This is a genomic window from Pseudomonas sp. zbq_18 (genome assembly GCF_043102245.1).
GTDB lineage: Bacteria > Pseudomonadota > Gammaproteobacteria > Pseudomonadales > Pseudomonadaceae > Aquipseudomonas.
Genome location: NZ_JBICIT010000005.1, coordinates 239,288 through 261,069, shown reverse-complemented (window position 1 = coordinate 261,069; position 21,782 = coordinate 239,288). Strand labels below are relative to the sequence as shown.

The window sequence follows — 21,782 nt, the reverse complement described above, 5'->3', positions numbered from 1 at the left end:
GGCTGCCTGGGTGGTCAGCTTTCCAGGCGTTTGGCGAACTGCACCAGGGCTACTCGTTGCCGGCCGCGTTGGCGCTCGACGACGCCGCGTGGCTCATAGCCGAGGCGGGCATAGAGCAACAGGCCGGCAGTGTTGTCGTTGAAGCAGGAGGCTTTCAGTTCTCGGGCCTGGAAGTCGCGCTGAGCCAGGCGCTCCATCACGCCGATCAGGTATTGGGCTACGCCCTGGCTGCGGGCCCAGGGCGCGATCATCAGGTTGCCCAGGGCGCAGTACTCACCCGCCACACTCTGGTAGAAGTTGGCGAAACCGGCAGGCCGCTGATCGAGTAGAGCCAGGGTGCTGCCCTGGCGTTCGGCGCAGGCTGCGGCCAGCTGTTCGCGGTTCAGTGGCCAGTGGGCGCGGGGGAAGGCGTAGAACAGCTCGTCGGCGTTGCGCACGAAGCGCACCACCTCGTCCAGGTCGTCATCCGTGCTCGCGCGGTGGCTCAGCAACTGCTCGCTCATTGCGGCGGGTACTGCTTGAGCACGTCGTTGACCGTGCGGCGGATGGCCTCTTCGCGTTCTGCCAGCGTTGGTGGCGTGCGGCGCATGACCTGCTCGGCACTGCCGCGCCAGACCAGCTTGCCATCCTTGCCATCGAACAGGTCGATCTGGAGGGTGGCGACCTTGTAGTCGAGGTTACGGGTTTCGGTCATCGCCGGGCCGCCCCAATAACCGCCCCAGTAGCCGCCATAGCTGGTGCTGACCTGTTCCTGGCGCTGCTCGACCACCAGCCAGACCTGCACTTTGAGGTCGCCGGCGCTGCCGTCGGGTGCCGCGCGCAAGCCACGTTGGTCGAGCTGCGCGGCGACGGCCTGGCGGATGCGCTGCTCGGTGAGATCGCTCTTGATGCGGGGATCGTCCGGCCGGTATTGCAGCGCCGGCTCCTGCCAGCTCCAGCTGCGGTAGGCGGCAAAATCACGGCTGGGATCGTAGTCTCGCTCGGTCTGAATGCCCTGGCAGGCGGCCAGCAGCAACAGGGCCGGGATCAGCAGCAGGCGCTGCAGCATGGGTAAACCTCCAATCAATCCGGGGGATAGGCGCTGAGGGCGTCCTCGACGGCGCGGCGCAGGGCATCGGCACGTTCGCTCTGGCTGTCCGTGTTGCGGGCCTCGGCACTGCCGTTCCATACCGGCTGATCGCTGGCGCCGTCGAACAGGTCGATGCGTACCACGATCACTTCCAGCTCGTAGGTGCGCACCAGCGGCACGCTGCCGTACATGCCGTAGTGGTCGCCCCAGGGGCCGTTACCGTAATAGCCGCCATAGTCGTCGCGGACCTGGTACTGGCGGCGCTCCACACTCAGCTCGGCGCTGACCAGCAGGTCGGCGCGCTTGCCGCTGCGCACCGGGCGCAGGCCGCGCTGATCCAGGCCGCCGGCGACCGTTTCGGCCAGCAGGGCGCCGTCTGCCCAGGCGCTGCCGGCCGGCTGCGAGCGCCAGGCCCAGTCGCGGTAACGTGCATAGTCGCGAGGCGCGGCCGGGTAGGCGCTGCGGTCGAAGTGATCGGCCGCCGCCGGCGGCGCGGGAGGCAGCGGCTTGCCCTCGGCGATATAGGGCGAGGGGCTCTGGCAGGCGACCAGCAGTAGCAACAGTGGCAGGGACAGCAGGACTTTCATGAGGCGCTCCGCAAGCGGAAAACCGTCTTGGGTTTCCCGGCCCCTCCGGCAGGCGTGGAGGAGAACATGTCGTATCAGAATAGCCTGTATGCGGTTCGGCCTGGGGGCGGTTGCCGCTTACCGTGGCCGGCAGATCCAGTGCTGGTAACGGCCGAGGCCGGCAAAAGCCGGATGACGGCGGTAGGCCAGCTCCATCTCCAGCAGGTCGGCGAGTTCGGCCTTGGCCTGGAACTCGACCGGCATGTAGTCGTGGAACACGCGTACGCCGCTCTGGCTTTCGACCCGCCAGCTGCCTTCGAGTTGCAGCGCCAGCTCGCGTGGGTCGAGCGGGCGCTGCGGCGTCAGGCTCTGGCCTTCGCCGGCGAAGCGCGCCTTGCGTAGCTTGCGGAAGTGGCCCTTGAGCAGATTGCGGTAGACCAGCGCGTCCTTGTTGTAGAACGCCAGCGACAGCCAGCCACCCGGTGCGGTGAGCTGGTGCAGCACCGGCAGGATGGCGTGGGGCTCGGCCAGCCACTCCAGCACGGCGTGGCACAACACCAGGTCGTAGGGCTGGTCGAGCTGGCCGAGCAGGTCCTGCCAGGGCGCCTGGATAAAGCGCGCCTGGGTGCCGGCCTCGGCAAAGCGCTGGCGGGCGCCTTCCAGCATCGGTTCGGCGGGCTCTGTCAGGGTCACGTTGTGGCCGCGCTGGGCCAACCACAGGCTCATGTGGCCAAGGCCGGCGCCGACGTCCAGCACGCGCAACGGGCGCTCCGGCAGGGCCTCCTTGAGATCGGCCTGCAGCACCGCGAGGCGGATCGCACCCTTGGCCCCGCCGTAGATCTTCTCGGCGAAGCGGGTCGCCAGCTCGTCGAAGTGTCTGTCACTCATGCAAAGCGCTCCTCGCTGTCGGCCAGCTTGGCGCGTACCACCTGCTCCAGGTCCAGGCCCAGCTCGGCGCACAACAGCAGCAGGTAGAGGACGATATCGCCGACTTCCTGGCCGGCATGCTGCAGTTGCTCGGCGGGTAACTGGCGCGACTGGTCTTCGCTGAGCCACTGGAAGATCTCCACCAGCTCGGCCATTTCCACGCTGGCGGCCATGGCCAGGTTCTTCGGGCTGTGGAAGCGACGCCAGTCGTTGCGGTCGCGGATGGCGTGCAGGCGGCGAGTGAGTTCGGCGATGTCCATGGGCTCTCCTTCGGGGCGCATAGCTTCGGCCCGAAGGCGCAGTGCTGCAAGTCCCGTCGCCTAGGAGACGGCGTCTGCCTCGGCCTTGAGCAGCGCCTGCTTGCGGGCCACACCCCAGCGATAGCCGGTAAGGGCGCCGTTCGTGCCGACGACCCGGTGGCAAGGCACCAGCAGGCCCAGTGGATTGCTGGCGCAGGCACGGGCCACGGCGCGCGCATGGCTGTCGAGCTGGGCGGCCAGTTCGCCGTAGCGGCGTGTCTGCCCGCTGGGGATGTTCTGCAGGGCCTGCCACACGCGTTGCTGGAAGGCGGTGCCACGCATGTCCAGCGGCAAGCGGGCGGCCCGTGCGGGCTCGTTCACCTGGGTCAGCACGGCGCGCAGCCAGTCGCGCAGGCCGTGCTGGTCACGACGCAGTGCGGCAGCGGCGAAGCGCTGCTGCAACTCGTTTTCCAGCGCCAGCTCATCATCGCCAAACAGCAGCGCGCAGACGCCACGCTCGCTGGCGGCGAGCAGTACCAACCCCAGCGGGCAGTCGCTGATGGCATAGCGCAGTACTTCGCCGGCGCCTTGCTGGCGGCGCTGCGCGGGACTCAAGGCACCAGGTTGCTGATACAGGGCGCGGGTGCCGGAATAGCCAGCGTCCAGGGCCGCCTGCAGCACCGAGCTGGCGTGTGGCAGGCTGGCCTCCAGGCGCTGGCGGCGCTGGGCGTCGAACCAGGCGCGCGGGGTCAGCCCGGTACGGGCCTTGAAGGCGCGTGCCAGGTGCGAGGCGGACAGGCCGATACGGGCGGCCAACTGCTCCAGCGTCAGGGGTTTTTCGCTTTGCTGCAGCAAGGCGCAGGCTGCAGCCACCAGCGCATCGAGGTGTTCGGCCGGGCTTTGGCCCTGCGGCGAGCAGCGTCGGCACGGGCGGTAGCCGGCGGCCTCGGCGGCCTCAGGGCTGCGATGAAAGCTCACGTTCTCGCGCTTGGGGCGGCGTGCCGGGCAACTGGGACGGCAGTAGATGCCGGTGCTGCTCACGGCGAAGACGAACGCGCCGTCCTGATGCATATCGCGGTCGCAAACGGCTTGCCAGCAGCGGATCGGGTCGAGCATGGCGCTTTCCTCGTGGGACATGCTCCGATTTTCGGTCGCGGGAGAGACTCTGCCAATCCATAGCTGACTTTCAAAGCCTATGCTCAAAGCGCATTCGTCAGACAAGGGCGCTGCCTCATGTTGCGTAACTGGTGTGCGGTTCTGTTGTACCTGCTGTCGTGGGGCGCGTCTGCCGCTCTGCCGTTGGATGAGGCCGAACGGGCCTGGGTGGCGCAGCATCCGGTGCTGCGGGTCGGTGTGGAGCGTGCCGGCTGGCCGCCTTTCGATGTGCTTGACGAGCAGGGGCGCCACCGCGGTTTGAGCGGTGATTACCTGGCGCTGCTGGCCCAGCGTCTTGGCTTGCGTATCGAGACGGTTCCGCTGGCGGATTGGGATGCGGCACTGGCAGCGCTGCGCGAGGGGCGGGTCGATTTGCTGCCTTCGGTGGCGCAAACCCCGGAGCGCGAGGCCTATATGGCCTTCACGCGCAGTTACCTGGTCAGTAGCAGCCTGATCTTCACCCGCGGTGACATGGGGGTGCAGCGCGTTGCCGATCTGTCCGGTCGCCAGGTTGCCATCGAGCGCGGCTATGTGTTGCAGCATGCCTTGCGCAGTGCGGTGCCGGATGTCCACCTGCTGGAGGTGAGCGACACGACAGAGGCGCTGCGGGCTGTATCGTCCGGGCGCGCCGATGCCTATGTGGGCGACATGATCGTGGCCAGTTACCTGATCCGCGAACTGAATCTGACCAACCTGGAATTGCGCGGTGAGACGGGGCTGTCCACCAGTGAGTTTCGCTTCGCTGCCCGTCGCGACAATACCCAGCTGATCGCCCTGTTGGACAAGGCGCTGGCCAGCCTGGACGAGCAGGAGCAGGACGCGATCAAGGAGCGCTGGCTGCCACCGCTCACGGCATTCAACTGGCACCGCCTGCTGCAGGTGGGCTGGCCCTACCTGATCGGCCTGGTGCTGCTGATCGCCTTCGTGCTGCTGTGGAACCGTCGCCTGGCGGTACAGATTGCCGAGCGCCAGCGCGCCGAGGCCGAGGCTCAGCGCCAGCGCAGTACCTTGCTGGCCCTGATCAACGCGATTCCCGACCCGATCTGGTTCAAGGATGCCGGCGGACGCTACCTGGGCATCAACCAGGCCTGCGCCGAGCTGTTCGGCAAAACCCAGGACGAGGTGCTTGGGCGACGTGACGAGGATTTTCTCGCGCCGGCCTGGGCCAGGGCGCGGGCAGAGCGCGATCACAGTGCATTCAGCAGCGGTCAGCCTTTCGAGACCGAGGGTGCGGTCAGCTATCCCGATGGCCGCCAGGTGGTATTGGATACCCTGCGCACCCTCTTTCATGATGAGCAGGGCCGGTTGCTCGGCCTGGTCGGCGTAAGCCGCGACATCACCCTGCGCAAGCAGGCCGAGGAGGAACTGGCCAAGGCCAAGGAGCTAGCAGAGGAGGCGGCCCGGCTGAAGTCGGACTTCCTGGCCAACATGAGCCATGAGATTCGCACGCCGATGAACGCCATCATCGGCATGTCGCACCTGGCCATGAAGACCGAACTCAACCCGCGCCAGCGTGACTATCTGAACAAGATCCAGCAGGCCGGCCAGCATCTGCTGGGGATCATCAACGACATCCTCGACTTCTCCAAGATCGAGGCCGGCAAACTGAGCATCGAGCGCATCGAGTTCGATTTGCGTCAGGTGCTGGAAAACCTGGCCAGCCTGATTGGTGACAAGGTCGCAGGCAAGGGGCTGGAGCTGGTATTCAACATCGACCCGCAGCTTCCCCAGCACTTGCTCGGCGACCCGCTGCGGCTGGGACAGATCCTGATCAACTACACCAACAACGCTGTGAAATTCACCGACAGCGGCGAGGTCGAGGTGATCCTGCGTGCCGAACAGTGCGACGCGGAGCAGCTGCAGTTGTACATGGGGGTGCGTGATACCGGCATCGGCCTGAGCAGCGAGCAGCAGGCGCGGCTGTTCCAGTCGTTCCAGCAGGCCGATACCTCGACCACGCGCAAGTACGGCGGCACGGGCCTGGGCCTAGCCATCTGCAAAAGCCTGGCCGAGGCCATGGGCGGGCAGGTCGGGCTGGAGAGCGAAGCTGGGCGGGGCAGCCTGTTCTGGTGCCGGATTCCGCTGGGTATTGCTCGCGAGCAGGGCTCACGCATGCTGCCGCAGGCCGATCTGCGCGGCCGGCGGGTGCTGGTGGTGGACGACAACGACAGTGCTCGGCAGGTGCTGCGCGACATGCTCGACAGCATGACGTTTCGCGTCGAGGTCGCGGTCTCCGGGCCGGTGGCCCTGCAGCAGGTGCAGGAGGCTGCACTGCGGCGCGATCCCTTCGAGCTGATCGTGCTGGATTGGCAGATGCCAGTGATGGATGGCCTGGAGTGTGCCCGGCGCATTGCCGAGCTCGGCCTGCAACCGGCACCGCACCTGCTGATGGTCACCGCCTACGGTCGTGAGGATGTGCTGCTGGGCGCCGAGCGTGCAGGTATCGAGGATGTGTTGCTCAAGCCGATCAATCCGTCGCTATTGTTCGATGCGGTGATTCGCAGCCTGGGCGGCAATGGCGCGGCGCAAGGCTTCGCCCGACTAGCCGTGGGCGAGGCTGTGCCCGACTATGCGGGCAAGCGCGTGCTGCTGGTTGAGGACAACGAGTTGAATCGCGAAGTGGCCTGCGGTCTGCTGCAGGAAAGTGGCCTGCATATCGACCAGGCCGAGCACGGTCAGATTGCCATGGAGCTGCTGCAGGCCAGGCCGGATGGTTACTACGCGTTGGTGCTGATGGACATGCAGATGCCGGTACTCGACGGCATTGCCACCACCGAAGCGCTGCGCCGTGAGCCGCGTTTTGCCAGCCTGCCCATCGTGGCCATGACGGCCAATGCCATGCCCGCCGACCGTGAGCGCTGCCTGGCTGCCGGCATGAACGATCACCTGGGCAAGCCCATCGAGCCAGCCGAGCTGTGGCAGACCCTGGGCCGCTGGATGGAGGCCAGGGCGGGTACGCCGGTTGCCAGCGCTGCAGATGCGGGCTTGCCGGACTGGCAGTTACCCGGCATCGACCTGGATAGCGCCTTGCGCCGAGTGCTGGGCAAGCAGGAATTGTATCGGCGGCTGCTGGGCAAGTTCGCCGCCAGCCAGGCCGACTTTGTGGGGCGGCTGCGTGCGCTGCTGGCCAACGGCGAGCTGGAGGCCGCCGAGCGCGAAGCGCACAGCTTCAAGGGGTTGGCTGCAAATCTCGGGGCGAGTGATCTGGCGGCTCTGGCCGCGGTACTGGAAAGCGCGATCAAGGATGCACGCCATGATGAGCTGGAGGCCACGCTCGACGAATTGGCGCGCAGCCTGTCCCCGTTGCTGCAGGCCATTGGGGCCTTGCCACCTGTAGCGGCAGCGGTCGAGATTGATGAGGCGCGCCTGCTCCCGGTTTGCCAGCAGTTGTTGCAGCTGTTCGCCATCGACGATCCGCGGGCCGGAAAAGTCTTCGATGAGCAGGCCGAACTGCTGCGCAGCGCCTTTAATGATCAATACAGTCCGCTGGCGGCGGCAGTGCGCGGTTTCGATTTCGATAAAGCCCAGACACTGTTGCGCGAGGCGATGAAGGGAATAGGGGGAATCTGATGGACATGCTCGACAGACCCGACCAGCCGCTGATCCTGCTGGTGGACGATACGCCGGAAAACCTCACGCTGATGAGTGAGTTGCTGTTGGATCACTACCTGATCAAGGTGGCCAGCAATGGCGCAAGGGCATTGCGCATTGCCGCGGAGAGCCAGCCGGACCTGATCCTGCTCGACATCATGATGCCGGAAATGGACGGCTACGAAGTGTGCCGCAGACTCAAGGCCGACCCTGCTACTGCGGAGATCCCGGTGGTGTTCCTCACTGCCAAGAGCGAGCAGGCCGATGAGCAGCGGGGCTTTGATCTGGGGGCCGTGGACTACATCACCAAGCCGATCAGTCCGCCCATCGTCCTCGCTCGGGTGCGGGCGCAGCTACAGCTCAAGGCCAGTGCCGACTTTCTGCGTGACAAGAGCGAATACCTGGAGTGGGAGGTGCGCCGTCGGACCCAGGATATCCAGCGTCTGCAGGAGGTGACCATCGAGGCCATGGCCAGGCTCGCGGCCATGCGCGACAACCCCTGCAGCAAACACCTGGCGCGGATCGAACCCTACATGGTGGAGCTGGCTCGCAGCCTGGCTCACCAGCAGCCGCTACTGGCGCAAGAGTTGAGCGAGGAGCGTATTGCCGGCTTGGGCAAGTCGGCGCTGCTGCACGGCATTGGCAAGCTGGTGCTGCCGGATCGCATCCTGCTCAGTCCGGTACCGCTGCAGGGCAAGGATCTGGAACTGCTCCACAGTCATGCCACAGCAGGGCGTGATGCCCTGCTGGCGGCCGAGTCGCGTCTGGGGAGCGTGACCGATTTTCTGCGCGATGCCCGTGACATCGTTTACAGCCAACATGAGCACTGGGACGGCAGCGGCTATCCGCAGGGCCTGCGTGGCGAGCAGATTCCCCTGGCCGCGCGCCTGATGGCGGTGGTGGGCGTGTATGAGGACATGACCAGCCATCATCCCTATCGCAAATCGCTGACGGCGGACGAGGCTCTGGCACGTATCAGCGCAGCCAGTGGTACGCGTTTCGACCCTTCGGTGGTGCTGGCGCTGATCGAGTCGGCACCTCGCTTCAAGGCCATCGCCCTTGAGCATGCCGAGGACCTGGAGTCCCTGCATTGCGAGCTGGAGCGTCTGGAAGAGTCCCTGGGCGAGAGTATCGAAATGACGCTGCCACCAGGGTAGGGACCGGCAGAATGCAAAAAGCCCGCGGTTGCGGGCTTTTTTGTGGGCGCTTGGTCAGTGCTTGCGCGGCACCGGCTTGAGCAGTTCCTCGGGCGGCATTTCGCAGTTGATCTTGCGGCCCAGCAGCTGTTCGATCGGCGGCAGGGCGAAGGCGTCGTCCTCGCCGGCGAAGCTGATCGAGGTGCCGCTGCTGCCGGCACGGCCAGTACGACCGATGCGGTGCACGTAGTCGTCCGGCACTTCCGGCAGGGTGAAGTTGATCACGTGGCTGATGCCGTCGACGTGGATGCCGCGGCCGGCCACGTCGGTGGCCACCAGCACGCGGATCTTGCCCTCGCGGAAGCCCTCGAGCACCTTGATGCGCTTCTGCTGCGGCACGTCGCCGGACATCTGCGCGGCGCTGACACCATCGCGCACCAGCTTCTCCTCGATGCGCCGCACTTCGTCGCGGCGATTGGCGAACACCATCACCCGCTGCCAGTCGTTCTGCGTCACCAGGTTGTACAGCAGCTTGTATTTGTCGCTGCTGGACACGGCATAAACGTGTTGCTCGACGGTGTCGCTGGCGACGTTCTCCGGCTCGATCTCGACGACGGCCGGGTTGACCGTCCACTGCCGCGCCAGATTCATCACGTCGTCGGTGAAGGTGGCGGAGAACAGCAGGGTCTGGCGGTCGCCCTTCATCGGCGTCTGGCGGATGATCTGGCGTACCTGGGGGATGAAGCCCATGTCGAGCATGCGGTCGGCTTCGTCCAGGACCAGCACTTCGACCATGTCCAGATGCACTTCGCCACGCTGGTTGAAGTCCAGCAGGCGGCCCGGCGTGGCGACCAGAATGTCGCAATAGCGCGATTCCAGCTGCTTGAGTTGCTTGTCGAAGTCCATGCCGCCGACGAAGCTCATCACGTTCAGGCCGGTGTACTTGGTCAGGGCCTGGGCATCCTTGGCGATCTGCACCACCAGCTCGCGGGTCGGCGCGATGATCAGCGCCCGTGGTTCGCCCATGTAGCGCTCTTTCGGCACCTGGGTCTGCAGCAGCTGGGTGATGGTGGAGATGAGGAAGGCGGCGGTCTTGCCGGTGCCGGTCTGGGCGCGGCCGATGGCGTCCTTGCCCTTGAGGGTGTGGCCGAGGACCTGGGCCTGGATCGGGGTGCAGTAGGGGAAGCCGAGGTCGTGGATGGCGTGCATCAGCTCGGGGGCCAGGCGGAAGTCGTGGAAGCGGGTCTTGCCCTCTTGCGGCTCGACCACGAAGTCTTCCAGCTTCCAGGTGTCCACCGGCTTGGCCGGGCGCTCGCGGCGCGGCTTGTCGCTGCGCGGCTTCGTTTCGCGGGCAGGTTGGGCATCGGCCTTGGCTGGCTTAGCCTTGGTTTCGCGCGAAGCGCTGGGAATAGCATTGGCTGTGGGGCTGCTGGCGGGCTGCTCGGCTTCGCCCTTGCTGAATATTTTCTTGAGTGCTTTGAGCACGGCCGGTCTCGTATTGGTCAAGGAATGAACGGCGGCCAGTGTAAAGCAAGAAGCCCCCTTGGCGAAGTGTCTGGGGGCTTGACGTCGGTTACTCGGGTAAGGTTGCCAGTAGCAGCCTGCGCACGTTGCCGCCCATGATCGCGGCGATCTCGTCTGCCTTGAAGCCGGCGCGCTGCAGGCCTTCGGTGAGCTGGGCCAGGCCACTGGTGTCGAACGGGGTGTGCACGGTGCCGTCGAAGTCCGAGCCCAGGGCAACGTGTTCGACCCCGACCTTGTTCACCGCGTAGCGGATGGCGCGGACGATGGCGCCGACCGAGGTTTCGCAGACGGCGGCATCCCAGTAGCCGATGCCGATCACGCCACCCGTGGCGGCGATGCGCATGAGGTGCTCGTCGGTCAGGTTGCGCGGGCCGGGGCAGGTGCCGGCCACGCCCGTGTGGGAGACCAACAGCGGACGTTTGGCCATGGCCAGTACGTCGTCGATCAGCGGCTTCGAGGCATGGGCCAGGTCGACCAGCATGCGCTTTTCCTCGAGGCGCGTGATGACCTGGCGACCGAGTGGCGTCAGGCCGCCTTTCTCCAGGCCATGGGCGGAGCCACCGATCTCGTTGTCGAAGAAATGCGTCAGGCCGGCAATGCGAAAGCCTGCGTCGTACAGGCGGTCGATATTCTCCAGCTTGCCCTCGATGGGCTGCAGGCCTTCGGTGGCGAGCAGGGCAGCGACCCGTTGCGGGTCGCGCTGCCAGGCGTCGACAAAGTCTTGCAGTTCGCTGCGGCTGCGAATGAGCACCAGCTGCCCATGACTGTCGGCAGCGGCCTGCTGCAGTTTTTCGGCCTGATACAGAGCGCGTTCGAGCAGACTGTCCCAGGTTTTGTGTGGCCAGCGCTGGGCCATGGCCAGCAGGGTGATGTTGTCGCTGTCGGCGGCATTGCTTTCATAGTTCAGGCCGCGTGGAGTCTTGGTGACGGTGGAGAATACCTGCAGGCCGACGCGGCCTTCGAGCAGGCGCGGCAGGTCGGCATGGCCGTAGTTGTGGCGCTGCAGCAGGTCGCGCTGCCAGAGCAGGGCATCGTCATGCAGGTCGGCGACGAACAGGTTTTGATGCAACTTCTCGGCGGCATCGCTGGCGCGGTAGGGCGGCTTCTGGGCAACGCTGTTCAGTTGCCAGTCCAATACTGTGGGCAGGCTGAAGAAGAGGGTGGCGGCGAGGCCGAGCAGTGCAAGGGAGGCGAGCAGCAGCTTGCGCATGTGGGGCGTCCATTCATTGTTGTTATAGGCCCGACTCTATCAAGCAGCGGCTGGGAATGGCGATATGCCGCTTCAGCCAACCAGACGGTTGCGGCCCTGCTGCTTGGCCTTGTACAACGCGGCGTCGGCCCTGGAGATCAGGCCTTCGAGGCTGTCCTTGGCCTGCATCTGGGCCAAGCCGATGGAGACCGTGACGCCAGGCAGGATACCTACCGGTGAGTAGAACGTAGTGATCTCTTCCAGGCTGCTGCGCAAGCGTTCGCCGATGGGGCGGGACTCTTCTGCATCGATCTCGGGTAGAAGGATGACGAACTCTTCGCCGCCAAAACGTACCAGGCTGTCCTTGGGACGCAGCTGCTTGCGCAGGGTGTGTGCAACCAGGCACAGGGCATAGTCGCCGGCCAGGTGGCCGTGATGGTCGTTGTAGGCCTTGAAGTGGTCGACATCCAGCATGAGCATGCTCAGTGGCTGCTGGTTATAGGCGCAGCGGGTGCTTTCTCGCTCGTAGACATGTTCCAGCCAGCGCCGGTTGAAGCAGCCGGTGAGGGTGTCGACATTGGCGTTCTGCTCGCTGTCGAGAATAATCCGGTTGCCCTGGCGCACGCGGTCGCAGAGCAGCTCCAGCAGGTTCTGCATCATCTCGGGCGACTGCTGGAAGAGTTTGACCAGGGATTCGCGGTGCAGGCGCAGCACCTGGGTAGGCTGGGTGGCGACCACATAGGCAGAGGGGCGCTCGTTGTCGATGAAGCTGATTTCACCTGCACAGTCGCCGGGCAGCAGTGTACTGACCGGCTGGTTGTCGAGCGACCCGAGGTAGACCTTAAGCTCGCCCTCCAGCAACAGATAAAGATGCTGGTTGCGGTTGAAAGGGGAAAGCAGGATTTCGCCAGGTTCCAGCTCGCAGCCGCGAAACTCCTGCAGCAACTGCTCGATGCTGTTGGCGGCGACGTTCTGGAACAGTCGCAGGTGGCGGATCTGCTGCAGATCCCGGGGCGTCTGTGCGTTCTTCATGGGAGGAACGGACAAGTTGTGGAGGGCATCGCAGAACACTCCCTGTTGTGGGGCGAACACCTCACGCGACCTTATTCCTGGCTATTTGAGTAGGCAATCCTCGAGCTGGCCTCGACCGACCAGTGGTCAGATCTGACGGCTCGGACAGAACCGTCTGCCGCCTTCTTGGCGGCGAACGTGCTATTTAGCGCTGTCCTGCCCGTTCAGTCGGTTGTTTGACGGTCAAGGCGCTGGGCCAGCCAGTTGCCGATGTCCTGGATCTCGTCCAGCACTACCTCATGCCCCATGGGGTATTCACGCCAGCCCACGCTCACGCCACGTTCGGCCAAGCAATCGTGGGCCGCGCGGCCCATGAACAGCGGTACCACTTCATCCTGGCTGCCGTGCAGGCAGAGGACAGGCAAGTGGCGGCGGGTTGTGTCGACTTGCAACGCATCATCAAAGGTCGGGGCATAGGTGGACAGTGCCAGCACACCGCCCAGCGGACCCTGCCAGCGCAGAAAGGCGGTGTGAAACACTACGGCTCCGCCCTGGGAGAAGCCCGCGAGGATGATGCGGGCCGGATCGATACCACTGTCACGCTGCTGCTCAATCAGGTCCATCACGGTCTGTGCCGAGCTTTCGAGCTGCGCCTGGTCGATGGCGCGGGCCGGGCTCATGGCGAGGATGTCGTACCAGCTCGGCATGGCCCAGCCACCGTTGATCGTCACCGGACGGCTCGGTGCCTGAGGCAATACGAAACGCGTACTGGGCAGCTGCTGCTGGAGCATTTGCGCCACCGGCTGGAAGTCGTAACGGTCGGCCCCCAGGCCGTGTAACCAGATGACGCAGGCGTCGGCACTGAGAGAGGGCTCAAGTATCAGAGGTGGTTGCATGAGTGCTCCATTGTGGTGCGGTGCTGTTGCTGGTGGTTGACCAGGACTCACAGGGTTCGCTGGATATCTTAAGAAGATGTCGCGCTGATGGAAGTTTGCCTATTGACCTGCGGCTAAAGGGGCTGAGGTTGAAAGCTGGTACGGGCCTTGCTGTAGCTATGCTGTCCGGCGGGGGCCGCCTGGAGCGGAAAGCCGGACATCTGCTGGGTCTCAAAGCCGTAAGACCTACGGTGCGGAGTGGGACGTTCGCCGGTCGGTCGATCGGCATCTAGACTCACTTCAGGTTCACTCCCCGGTCGACCCCGTCATGGTGGCGGGATCGAACGTGCCCCACAAGGGTACGGCGGCAGAACCGAGACTCGACCAAACAAGAACACTTGGAGGTTTTGATGAAGATGGTGAAATCCACCCTGGCGGTATTGACCACGGCCGCAGTGCTGGGCGTGAGCGGTTTCGCGCAAGCCGGTGCGACCCTGGATGCGGTGCAGAAGAAAGGCTTCGTGCAGTGCGGTATCAGTGATGGTTTGCCAGGTTTCTCCTACGCCGACGCCAAGGGTAACTACATGGGCATCGACGTGGATGTGTGCCGCGCCGTGGCTGCCGCCGTATTCGGCGATGCCTCCAAGGTCAAATACAGCCCGCTGACCGCCAAGGAGCGCTTCACCGCGCTGCAGTCCGGCGAAGTCGACATGCTGTCGCGCAACACCACCTGGACCAGCTCGCGCGATGCGGCCATGGGCCTGAACTTCACCGGCGTGACCTATTACGACGGTCAGGGCTTCCTGGTGAACAAGAAGCTCGGCGTTTCCAGCGCCAAGGAACTGGACGGTGCCACCGTGTGCATCCAGGCCGGTACCACCACCGAGCTGAACCTCGCCGACTACTTCCGTGCCAATGGCCTGAAGTACACCCCCATCACTTACGACACCTCCGACGAGAGCGCCAAGTCCCTGGAGTCCGGCCGTTGCGACGTGCTGACCTCCGACCAGTCGCAGCTGTACGCCCAGCGCATCAAGCTGGCCGCGCCGGACGACTACGTCGTTCTGCCGGAAGTGATCTCCAAGGAGCCGCTCGGCCCGGCCGTGCGCCAGGGTGACGAGGAGTGGTTCGACATCGTGCGCTGGAGCCTGTACGCCCAGCTCAACGCCGAGGAACTGGGCGTGACGTCCGCCAACGTGGAAGAAATGGCCAAGTCCACCAAGAACCCGGACATTGCCCGTCTGCTGGGTGCCGAAGGCGACTACGGCAAGGACCTGAAGCTGCCGAAGGACTGGGCGGTGAAGATCATCAAGCAAGTCGGCAACTACGGTGAAATCTTCGATCGCAACGTCGGTGCCGGCAGCGAGCTGAAGATCGAGCGTGGCCTCAACGCTCTTTGGAACAAGGGTGGTCTGCAGTACGCACCGCCGGTGCGCTGACCTACCGACCACCGCCCGCTTGGCCGGGTGGTGGCGTTCCTGATTCCATCAACCCCGCGTCGCCGATAAGGGACGCGGGGCTTGCATGAGGGGCATTATGCAAACTCCCGCGAATACATCGCGCCCACGGGGTTCGGTCTGGACCGACCCGCAGGTGCGTGCCTGGTTTTTCCAGATCATCGCCGTCATCGCCGTCGTGGCGCTCGGCTGGTATCTGTTCCACAACACTCAGCACAACCTGGCCCAGCGCGGCATCCTGTCGGGCTTCGGCTTTCTCGATAACAGCGCCGGTTTCGGCATCTCCCAGCACCTGATCGACTACACCGAGAGCGACAGCTATGGGCGCGTCTTCGTCATCGGTCTGCTCAACACCCTGCTGGTCTCGTTCATCGGCATCGTCCTGGCGACCATACTCGGCTTCATTCTTGGTGTGGCGCGGCTGTCGCCCAACTGGCTGGTCAGCAAGCTGGCCACTGTCTACATCGAGACTTTCCGTAACATTCCGCCGCTGCTGCAGATCTTCTTCTGGTACTTCGCTGTGTTCCTGCCGCTGCCTGGTCCGCGGCAGAGCCTGAGCCTGGGCGACATGTTCTTCCTCAGCAACCGCGGCCTGAACATGCCTTCGCCGACCCTGGCCGAGGGCTTCTGGCCCTTCCTGATCGCCGTGGTGGTGGCGTTGGCCGCCATCTTCTACCTGGCGCGTTGGGCCCGTCAGCGTTTCGAGGCAACCGGGCAGAGCTTCCCCACACTGATTACCAGCCTGGTGCTGATTGTGGCGCTGCCTGCTCTGGCGATCCTGGTCTTCGGTCAGCCGTTTAGCTGGGAAGTGCCGGAACTCAAGGGCTTCAACTACCGTGGCGGCTGGGTAATGATCCCCGAGCTGATGGCGCTGACCCTGGCGCTGACCATCTACACCGCGGCCTTCATCGCCGAGAACGTGCGTTCCGGTATTCAGGCGGTCAGCCATGGGCAGACCGAGGCGGCGCGCTCGCTGGGCCTGCCGGCCGGCAAGACCCTGCGCCTGGTGATCATTCCGCAGGCCCTGCGGGTGATCATCCCGCCGCTGACCAGTCAGTACCTGAATCTGGCGAAGAACTCCTCGCTGGCCGCCGGCATCGGCTATCCGGACATGGTCTCGCTGTTCGCCGGTACCACCCTGAACCAGACCGGCCAGGCCATCGAAACCATCGCTATCACCATGAGCGTGTATCTGGCCATCAGCATCAGCATCTCGATCCTGATGAACTGGTACAACAAGCGCATTGCGCTGGTCGAGCGGTAAGGAGAGGCGCATGCAAGTTCATCAATTCCGTCCCGATCTGCCGCCACCCGCCATGAGCGTGGGTGTGCTCGGCTGGCTGCGGGCCAACCTGTTCTCCAACTGGTTCAACACCCTGCTGACCCTGTTTGCCGCCTACCTGGTCTGGGTCATCGTGCCGCCGCTGCTGCAGTGGGCCATCTTCCAGGCTGACTGGACGGGGACGACCCGTGCGGATTGCACCAGCGATGGCGCCTGCTGGGTGTTCATCAAGGAACGCTTCGACCAGTTCATGTACGGCTTCTATCCCCATGAACTGCGCTGGCGGGTCGACCTGACCGTATGGCTGGCGGTGATCGGTGCGGCCCCGCTGTTCGTGCCGATGATGCCCCGCAAGGCCGTTTACGGCATCGGCTTCCTGATCGTCTATCCGCTGCTGGCCTTCTGGCTGCTGCACGGCGGCATGGGCCTGGAGACCGTACCGACCAGCCGCTGGGGTGGTCTGATGCTGACCCTGGTGATTGCCGCCGTCGGTATCGCCGGGGCGCTGCCACTGGGCATCCTGCTGGCGCTTGGGCGACGCTCCGAGATGCCGGCGATCCGCGTGATCTGCGTGACCTTCATCGAGTTCTGGCGTGGTGTGCCGCTGATCACCGTGCTGTTCATGTCTTCGGTGATGCTGCCGTTGTTCCTGCCCGAGGGCATGCACTTCGACAAGCTGCTGCGTGCGCTGATCGGGGTGATCCTGTTCCAGTCCGCCTACATTGCCGAGGTGGTGCGCGGCGGCCTGCAGGCGATCCCGAAAGGGCAGTACGAAGCCGCGGCGGCCATGGGCCTGGGGTACTGGCGGATGATGGGCCTGGTGATCCTGCCGCAGGCGCTCAAGCTGGTGATTCCGGGCATCGTCAACACCTTCATTGCCCTGTTCAAGGACACCAGTCTGGTGATCATCATCGGTCTGTTCGACCTGCTCAACAGCATCAAGCAAGCCACCACCGATCCGGCCTGGCTGGGTATGGCCACCGAGGGTTACGTGTTTGCCTCCCTGGTGTTCTGGATCTTCTGTTTCGGCATGTCCCGCTATTCCATGCGCCTGGAGCGCAAGCTGGACACCGGCCACAAGCGTTAGGAGTGACTCATGACTGAAGCAAGCAAGCAGGCCAGCGCTGAGCCGATCATTCAGCTGCAAGGCGTGAACAAGTGGTACGGCCAGTTCCATGTGCTCAAGGACATCAACCTCAATGTGCAGCAGGGCGAGCGCATCGTGTTGTGCGGCCCGTCCGGGTCGGGCAAGTCCACCACCATCCGTTGCATCAACCGCCTGGAAGAGCACCAGCAGGGGCGCATCGTGGTCGATGGCACCGAGCTGACCCACGACCTCAAGCACATCGAGGCGGTGCGCAGCGAAGTGGGCATGGTGTTCCAGCACTTCAACCTGTTCCCGCACCTGACCGTGTTGCAGAACTGCACCCTGGCGCCGATGTGGGTGCGCAAGATGCCCAAGCGCAAGGCCGAGGAAATCGCCATGCACTTCCTCGAACGCGTGCGTATTCCTGAGCAGGCGCACAAGTACCCGGGTCAGCTCTCCGGCGGTCAGCAGCAGCGCGTGGCGATTGCCCGTGCGCTGTGCATGAAGCCGAAGATCATGCTGTTCGACGAGCCGACCTCGGCCCTCGACCCGGAAATGGTCAAGGAAGTGCTGGATACCATGATCGGCCTGGCCGAAGACGGCATGACCATGCTCTGCGTGACCCACGAGATGGGCTTCGCCCGTACCGTGGCGAACCGGGTGATCTTCATGGACCGTGGCGAGGTCGTCGAACAGAACGAGCCCAATGCGTTCTTCGACAGTCCGCAGAACGAGCGGACCAAGCTGTTCCTCGGGCAGATCCTGCACTGAGTTGTATGGCATAACGAAAAGGGAGCCTGTGGGCTCCTTTTTCTTTTCCGGGGGAGGCCTGCGGGTGTTGAGCGTTTTTGTGGGAGCGGCTTTAGCCGCGATGCTTTTGTGTGCCTCATCGCGGCGGAAGCCGCTCCCACGGACACTTATGTGCTGACGGTGATCAGTTGTGCTGTTTCAAGCGCTTGCGAAAAGCCCCTGGCGTCTCGCCGCAGAGCTGCTTGAAGCGTTTGGCGAAGCTGGCCCGGTCGGCATAGCCCACCTGCTCGGCCACCTGTTCCAGCGAGCAGGCCGGGTTGCGCAGCGCATGCTGGGCGGCGCTGATGCGCAGGCGCTGCAGGTAGTCGTTGGGCGTCAGGCCGGTCGCCGTGCGGAAGCGTCGCAGCAGGGTGCGGGGTGAGCAGTGGGCGCGCTCGGCCAGGCTGGGCAGGTCGATGGCTTCGGCATGATGCTGGCGCATCCAGCGCAGCAGAGAAGCCATCTGCGGATCGTCCAGGCCCTGGCTTGGCAGCAGCGGGGTGAAACGGGACTGCTTGCCGCGCTCGCGTTCGATCACCAGCGTGGCTGCCACCTGCTGTGCCAGCCAGTCACCGGCGTAGCGGGCGATCAGGTGCAGGCACAGGTCGAGGCCGGCCTGGGCGCCGCCCGAGCAGAAGCGGTTGTTGTCCTCGGTGAACAGCTGATCGATCTGCAGGCGCACGCTGGGGAAGCGTTGACGGAAGCTGTCGGCCAGGCGCCAGTGCGTAGTGGCCCGACGCTCGTCGAGCTGGCCCGAGGCGGCCAGCAGGCAGGCGCTGCTGCACAGGCTGGCCAGCGCCTGCTCGGATGGGCGGTCGCGCAGCCAGTCGAGTAGGCTCCTGTTGTTGTCGAGCGTTTGCTGAAGGGCGCTGCCGGTGGCCGGAATCAGCAGCAGGTCGGCCGAGTCGGCCAGGCTCAGATCTCCCTGTACACGCAGCTCGGCAATGCCCAGCTCCACGGCCTGCCCATCGGCGCTGACGCGCTGCGCCTCGAACAGCGTCTGGCCGGCAAGTTGGTTGGCCAGTTGCAGGGCATCCAGTGCCATGCTCAGGCTGGAGAGCACGGTTTGCGGGCAAACATAGAGGGCGACTTGCATGGGCTGACGCTCGGAAAGGCTTTGGCGATTATTGACACAAAGTAGTCATTGTCGCCAATCGAGCTGTGAGCCAACACCGACGATACTCACGCCACTGCTAAGGAGGCTCCCATGACCCATGCCAATGCCGAACTGATCGACCGCTTCTACCAGGCTTTCCAGCGCCAGGATGCCGAGGCCATGGCCGCCTGCTATGCCGCAGATGTGGCGTTTTCCGATCCGGTGTTCCGCGGCCTCAAGGGGCGTGATGCCGGTGATATGTGGCGCATGCTCTGTGCCCGCGCCAAGCAGTTTTCATTGAGCTACGAAGTGTTGGAGGCGGACGACCGGCAGGGGCGTGCCCGCTGGGTGGCGACCTATCTGTTCAGCCAGACCGGGCGCATGGTGGAGAACCGTATCGAGGCCAGATTCCGCTTCGCGGATGGCCAGATCATCGAGCACCATGACCATTTCGACCTGTGGCGCTGGTCGCGCCAGGCGCTAGGCGCCAAAGGTCTGCTGCTCGGCTGGTTGGCGCCGGTGCAGAACGCCATCAGCAAGCAGGCCATGGCCGGGCTGCGCGCCTGGCAGGCGGGACGCTGACTGGCGTAAGCTCGGCGGCCCGTCTTCCTGCAGCCGAGCCATGACCGCTACCCCTACCGCCAAACCCTGGTTCGTCTACCTGGTACGCGCCGAGAATGGCGCGCTGTACTGCGGGATCAGCGATGACCCGGCGCGGCGCTTCGAACAGCACCGCAGTGGCAAGGGCGCGCGCTTCTTTCATTCCAGCCCGGCCCAGGCGCTGGTGTACGTGGAAGCCTGCGACGACAAGAGCGCGGCGCTGCGCCGCGAGCGGGCGATCAAGGCGCTGCCGAAGGGGGCCAAGGAGCGCCTGGTAGCGGCGGCGACCATGGTAGAAACTGATAGCCCACTATCAGTCTGAGCGGGTAGGCTGCTGCCCTGCCCAAGGGTAAGCTGCCCTTCCACTGCCACCGCTGCGGAGTTTGTTATGCACGAGTTGATCCTGCACCACTACCCGACCTCACCCTTCGCCGAGAAGGCCCGTCTGCTGCTGGGCTTCAAGCAGCTGTCCTGGCGCTCGGTGATGATTCCGCCGGTCATGCCCAAGCCGGATCTGACCGCGCTCACCGGTGGCTATCGCAAGACGCCGGTGTTGCAGATCGGTGCCGATATCTATTGCGACACCGCCCTGATTGCCCGTCGCCTGGAGGCCGAGAAGGCTGTGCCGGCCTTGTTTCCGGAAGGTCAGGAGTTTGTCGTCGCCAGCTTCGCCCAGTGGGTCGACTCGGTGGTGTTCCAGCATGCCGTGAGCCTGGTGTTCCAGCCGGAGTCGGTGGCACTGCGTTTCGCCAAGCTGCCCCCGGAGGCGGTCAAGGCCTTTGTTGCCGACCGCGCCGGATTGTTCAGCGGTGGCACCGCGACGCGTATTCCGGCCGAAGTGGCCAAGCACAACTGGCCGAGCATCATGGCCCGGGTCGAGCAGCAGCTGGCGCGTGAGGAAGGCGACTTTCTGTTCGGTGAGCCTTCGGTGGCGGATTTCTCCCTGGCGCACTGCCTGTGGTTCCTCAAGGGGACGCCGGTCACTGCGCCGCTGGTCGATGCCTATCCCAGCGTCAGTGCCTGGCTGGGCCGTGTGCTGGGCTTCGGTCATGGTGCCGTCAGCGAGTTGAGCGCCAGCGAGGCCATTGAGATTGCCCGTGCGGCCATGCCGGCGGCGCTGCCGAGCGAGCAGTTCGAAGAGCCCAACGGCTTCCAGCCCGGCCAGCGGGTGAAGATCGCCGCGACCGACTATGGCGTTGATCCTGTCGAGGGCGAGCTGCTGTTCGCCGGCGCGGAGGAACTGATCCTGCGTCGTGAGGATGAGCGGGCCGGCGTGGTGCATGTGCACTTCCCGCGCCTGGGATTCTGCATCACGGCCCTGTGAATGTTGCAGACATGAAAACGCCCGGCTGAGCCGGGCGTTTTCGTTTGCGCGGTCAGTCTTGCAGGTCTGCCCTGGAGAAGGGCGGCACGACCTCTGGCCAGTTCAATTCCAGGCGCTCCAGGGTGCGAGCCAGCAGGCTTGCCACCAGCCAGTCGCGTAACCAGCGATGTTCTGCGGGGATGACGTACCAGGGCGCCTGCGGTGTGTGAGTGGCGGCCAGTACTGCGCTCCAGCGTGACTGGCGCAGGTCGAATTCACGGTGTGCCTGCAGGTCGCTGGCCTGCAGCTTCCAGCGTTTCTCCGGACGCTCCAGGCGGCTCAGCAGACGCTGCTGCTGTTTCGCTCGGGAAATATGCAGGTAGCACTTCAAGGGGTGAAGGTGCTGTGCCGGCCATTGGGCTTCGAAGGCCAGCAGCGCGGCGGTGCGTGCTGGTAGCTCCTCTGCGCTGCACAGACCATCCAGCGGGTCGCTGATCAGGCCTTCATAGTGGCTGCGGTTGAACACGCCAAGCAGACCGGGTGCCGGTAACACGCGGCTGTAACGCCAGAGAAAGTGATGGCGCCGGGCACAGGCATCGGGGGCCTGAAAGGCATGCAGGGCGACACCCTGTGGGTCGAAGGCGCTGACCACCCGGCGGATCAGGCTGTCCTTGCCGGAGCAGTCCGGCCCCTGCAAGAGCAGGAGCAGAGCCTCTTTGCGATTGGCCCAGAGCATGCGCTGGCGTTCATTGAGCCAGGGCCGCAGCTCGGCCATCGCCTGCTGGGCCTGAGCCTTGTCCAGGCCGAAATCCTGCGCTGGATCAGCTGCCAGCGGTGCCTGCACGTTGCAGCGGCAGGCGTCGAGGATGGCATCGGCCAGGCGCAC

At 64.8% G+C, this 21,782-nt stretch carries 21 protein-coding genes; 9 read left to right on the top strand and 12 right to left on the bottom strand.

The window, feature by feature from the left end:
- Positions 1 to 14 precede the first annotated feature (14 nt).
- The 6 genes from ACF8C6_RS04365 to ada all read right to left on the bottom strand — a co-directional run bounded on the left by ACF8C6_RS04365 (position 15) and on the right by ada (position 3,917).
- The gene (locus ACF8C6_RS04365) at positions 15 to 503 is read right to left on the bottom strand and encodes a GNAT family N-acetyltransferase (protein WP_392498159.1); all 489 of its coding nucleotides are present in this window, start codon (positions 501 to 503) and stop codon (positions 15 to 17) included.
- A complete protein-coding gene (locus ACF8C6_RS04360; RefSeq protein WP_392498158.1) occupies positions 500 to 1,048 on the bottom strand; it encodes a DUF4136 domain-containing protein in 549 nt (182 codons plus the stop codon). Before ACF8C6_RS04360 ends, ACF8C6_RS04365 begins: the two co-directional genes overlap by 4 nt.
- 14 nt (positions 1,049 to 1,062) lie before the next feature.
- On the bottom strand, positions 1,063 to 1,656 hold the full coding sequence (locus tag ACF8C6_RS04355; RefSeq protein ID WP_392498157.1) for a DUF4136 domain-containing protein: 594 nt from the start codon (positions 1,654 to 1,656) through the stop codon (positions 1,063 to 1,065).
- A 117-nt stretch (positions 1,657 to 1,773) separates the two neighbouring features.
- Entirely contained in the window at positions 1,774 to 2,523 is a 750-nt protein-coding gene (locus ACF8C6_RS04350; protein WP_392498156.1) for a methyltransferase domain-containing protein, read from the bottom strand.
- Positions 2,520 to 2,822, bottom strand: coding sequence for a MazG-like family protein (locus tag ACF8C6_RS04345; protein WP_392498155.1), 303 nt, complete (start codon positions 2,820 to 2,822; stop codon positions 2,520 to 2,522). Before ACF8C6_RS04345 ends, ACF8C6_RS04350 begins: the two co-directional genes overlap by 4 nt.
- A gap of 60 nt (positions 2,823 to 2,882) precedes the next feature.
- Complete coding sequence (gene ada / locus ACF8C6_RS04340; RefSeq protein ID WP_392498183.1) at positions 2,883 to 3,917, bottom strand: bifunctional DNA-binding transcriptional regulator/O6-methylguanine-DNA methyltransferase Ada; 1,035 nt, start codon at positions 3,915 to 3,917, stop codon at positions 2,883 to 2,885.
- A gap of 117 nt (positions 3,918 to 4,034) precedes the next feature.
- On the opposite strand from ada, the gene ACF8C6_RS04335 reads away from it, so the two are divergent.
- Together ACF8C6_RS04335 and ACF8C6_RS04330 are read left to right on the top strand one after the other, a co-directional pair.
- Positions 4,035 to 7,526: a response regulator gene (locus tag ACF8C6_RS04335; protein WP_392498154.1), complete on the top strand. Its 3,492-nt coding sequence runs from the start codon at positions 4,035 to 4,037 to the stop codon at positions 7,524 to 7,526.
- Complete coding sequence (locus tag ACF8C6_RS04330; protein ID WP_392498182.1) at positions 7,523 to 8,704, top strand: two-component system response regulator; 1,182 nt, start codon at positions 7,523 to 7,525, stop codon at positions 8,702 to 8,704. Before ACF8C6_RS04335 ends, ACF8C6_RS04330 begins: the two co-directional genes overlap by 4 nt.
- A gap of 54 nt (positions 8,705 to 8,758) precedes the next feature.
- Here the strand turns inward: ACF8C6_RS04330 and rhlB are convergent, their stop codons facing one another.
- The 4 genes from rhlB to ACF8C6_RS04310 form a co-directional block, all read right to left on the bottom strand.
- The gene (gene rhlB / locus ACF8C6_RS04325) at positions 8,759 to 10,168 is read right to left on the bottom strand and encodes an ATP-dependent RNA helicase RhlB (RefSeq protein ID WP_392498153.1); all 1,410 of its coding nucleotides are present in this window, start codon (positions 10,166 to 10,168) and stop codon (positions 8,759 to 8,761) included.
- A gap of 88 nt (positions 10,169 to 10,256) precedes the next feature.
- Positions 10,257 to 11,417, bottom strand: coding sequence for a dipeptidase (locus ACF8C6_RS04320; RefSeq protein ID WP_392498152.1), 1,161 nt, complete (start codon positions 11,415 to 11,417; stop codon positions 10,257 to 10,259).
- 72 nt (positions 11,418 to 11,489) lie between these two features.
- Positions 11,490 to 12,428 carry a GGDEF domain-containing protein gene (locus tag ACF8C6_RS04315; protein WP_392498151.1) on the bottom strand — a complete coding sequence of 313 codons (939 nt, stop codon included), beginning with the start codon at positions 12,426 to 12,428 and terminating at the stop codon, positions 11,490 to 11,492.
- A gap of 203 nt (positions 12,429 to 12,631) precedes the next feature.
- Complete coding sequence (locus ACF8C6_RS04310) at positions 12,632 to 13,303, bottom strand: alpha/beta hydrolase (RefSeq protein ID WP_392498150.1); 672 nt, start codon at positions 13,301 to 13,303, stop codon at positions 12,632 to 12,634.
- 389 nt (positions 13,304 to 13,692) lie between these two features.
- On the opposite strand from ACF8C6_RS04310, the gene ACF8C6_RS04305 reads away from it, so the two are divergent.
- The 4 genes from ACF8C6_RS04305 (at position 13,693) to ACF8C6_RS04290 (ending at position 17,879) form a co-directional block, all read left to right on the top strand.
- Positions 13,693 to 14,721, top strand: coding sequence for an amino acid ABC transporter substrate-binding protein (locus ACF8C6_RS04305; RefSeq protein WP_277688516.1), 1,029 nt, complete (start codon positions 13,693 to 13,695; stop codon positions 14,719 to 14,721).
- Between the two features lie 97 nt (positions 14,722 to 14,818).
- Positions 14,819 to 16,003, top strand: coding sequence for an amino acid ABC transporter permease (locus tag ACF8C6_RS04300; RefSeq protein ID WP_392498149.1), 1,185 nt, complete (start codon positions 14,819 to 14,821; stop codon positions 16,001 to 16,003).
- A gap of 10 nt (positions 16,004 to 16,013) precedes the next feature.
- Positions 16,014 to 17,108 carry an amino acid ABC transporter permease gene (locus tag ACF8C6_RS04295; RefSeq protein WP_392498148.1) on the top strand — a complete coding sequence of 365 codons (1,095 nt, stop codon included), beginning with the start codon at positions 16,014 to 16,016 and terminating at the stop codon, positions 17,106 to 17,108.
- A 9-nt stretch (positions 17,109 to 17,117) separates the two neighbouring features.
- The gene (locus ACF8C6_RS04290) at positions 17,118 to 17,879 is read left to right on the top strand and encodes an amino acid ABC transporter ATP-binding protein (protein ID WP_392498147.1); all 762 of its coding nucleotides are present in this window, start codon (positions 17,118 to 17,120) and stop codon (positions 17,877 to 17,879) included.
- A gap of 163 nt (positions 17,880 to 18,042) precedes the next feature.
- Here ACF8C6_RS04290 and ACF8C6_RS04285 read toward each other — a convergent pair whose 3' ends face one another.
- Positions 18,043 to 18,993: a GlxA family transcriptional regulator gene (locus tag ACF8C6_RS04285; protein WP_392498146.1), complete on the bottom strand. Its 951-nt coding sequence runs from the start codon at positions 18,991 to 18,993 to the stop codon at positions 18,043 to 18,045.
- A 111-nt stretch (positions 18,994 to 19,104) separates the two neighbouring features.
- Here ACF8C6_RS04285 and ACF8C6_RS04280 point away from each other — a divergent pair, with 111 nt between their 5' ends.
- The 3 genes from ACF8C6_RS04280 to ACF8C6_RS04270 all read left to right on the top strand — a co-directional run bounded on the left by ACF8C6_RS04280 (position 19,105) and on the right by ACF8C6_RS04270 (position 20,917).
- Positions 19,105 to 19,575: a nuclear transport factor 2 family protein gene (locus ACF8C6_RS04280; protein WP_392498145.1), complete on the top strand. Its 471-nt coding sequence runs from the start codon at positions 19,105 to 19,107 to the stop codon at positions 19,573 to 19,575.
- A 40-nt stretch (positions 19,576 to 19,615) separates the two neighbouring features.
- Positions 19,616 to 19,915 carry a GIY-YIG nuclease family protein gene (locus tag ACF8C6_RS04275; protein ID WP_392498144.1) on the top strand — a complete coding sequence of 100 codons (300 nt, stop codon included), beginning with the start codon at positions 19,616 to 19,618 and terminating at the stop codon, positions 19,913 to 19,915.
- Between the two features lie 66 nt (positions 19,916 to 19,981).
- Positions 19,982 to 20,917, top strand: coding sequence for a glutathione S-transferase family protein (locus ACF8C6_RS04270; RefSeq protein WP_392498143.1), 936 nt, complete (start codon positions 19,982 to 19,984; stop codon positions 20,915 to 20,917).
- 52 nt (positions 20,918 to 20,969) lie between these two features.
- Here ACF8C6_RS04270 and ACF8C6_RS04265 read toward each other — a convergent pair whose 3' ends face one another.
- Positions 20,970 to 21,782, bottom strand: coding sequence for a hypothetical protein (locus ACF8C6_RS04265; RefSeq protein ID WP_392498142.1), 813 nt, complete (start codon positions 21,780 to 21,782; stop codon positions 20,970 to 20,972).

Coding starts and splice junctions, on each gene's coding strand:
- ACF8C6_RS04365 (WP_392498159.1), bottom strand. CDS start 503: ATGAGCGAGCAGTTGCTGAGCCACCGCGCGAGCACGGATGACGACCTG.
- ACF8C6_RS04360 (WP_392498158.1), bottom strand. CDS start 1,048: ATGCTGCAGCGCCTGCTGCTGATCCCGGCCCTGTTGCTGCTGGCCGCC.
- ACF8C6_RS04355 (WP_392498157.1), bottom strand. CDS start 1,656: ATGAAAGTCCTGCTGTCCCTGCCACTGTTGCTACTGCTGGTCGCCTGC.
- ACF8C6_RS04350 (WP_392498156.1), bottom strand. CDS start 2,523: ATGAGTGACAGACACTTCGACGAGCTGGCGACCCGCTTCGCCGAGAAG.
- ACF8C6_RS04345 (WP_392498155.1), bottom strand. CDS start 2,822: ATGGACATCGCCGAACTCACTCGCCGCCTGCACGCCATCCGCGACCGC.
- ada (WP_392498183.1), bottom strand. CDS start 3,917: ATGCTCGACCCGATCCGCTGCTGGCAAGCCGTTTGCGACCGCGATATG.
- ACF8C6_RS04335 (WP_392498154.1), top strand. CDS start 4,035: ATGTTGCGTAACTGGTGTGCGGTTCTGTTGTACCTGCTGTCGTGGGGC.
- ACF8C6_RS04320 (WP_392498152.1), bottom strand. CDS start 11,417: ATGCGCAAGCTGCTGCTCGCCTCCCTTGCACTGCTCGGCCTCGCCGCC.
- ACF8C6_RS04315 (WP_392498151.1), bottom strand. CDS start 12,428: ATGAAGAACGCACAGACGCCCCGGGATCTGCAGCAGATCCGCCACCTG.
- ACF8C6_RS04310 (WP_392498150.1), bottom strand. CDS start 13,303: ATGCAACCACCTCTGATACTTGAGCCCTCTCTCAGTGCCGACGCCTGC.
- ACF8C6_RS04305 (WP_277688516.1), top strand. CDS start 13,693: ATGAAGATGGTGAAATCCACCCTGGCGGTATTGACCACGGCCGCAGTG.
- ACF8C6_RS04300 (WP_392498149.1), top strand. CDS start 14,819: ATGCAAACTCCCGCGAATACATCGCGCCCACGGGGTTCGGTCTGGACC.
- ACF8C6_RS04295 (WP_392498148.1), top strand. CDS start 16,014: ATGCAAGTTCATCAATTCCGTCCCGATCTGCCGCCACCCGCCATGAGC.
- ACF8C6_RS04290 (WP_392498147.1), top strand. CDS start 17,118: ATGACTGAAGCAAGCAAGCAGGCCAGCGCTGAGCCGATCATTCAGCTG.
- ACF8C6_RS04285 (WP_392498146.1), bottom strand. CDS start 18,993: ATGCAAGTCGCCCTCTATGTTTGCCCGCAAACCGTGCTCTCCAGCCTG.
- ACF8C6_RS04280 (WP_392498145.1), top strand. CDS start 19,105: ATGACCCATGCCAATGCCGAACTGATCGACCGCTTCTACCAGGCTTTC.
- ACF8C6_RS04275 (WP_392498144.1), top strand. CDS start 19,616: ATGACCGCTACCCCTACCGCCAAACCCTGGTTCGTCTACCTGGTACGC.
- ACF8C6_RS04270 (WP_392498143.1), top strand. CDS start 19,982: ATGCACGAGTTGATCCTGCACCACTACCCGACCTCACCCTTCGCCGAG.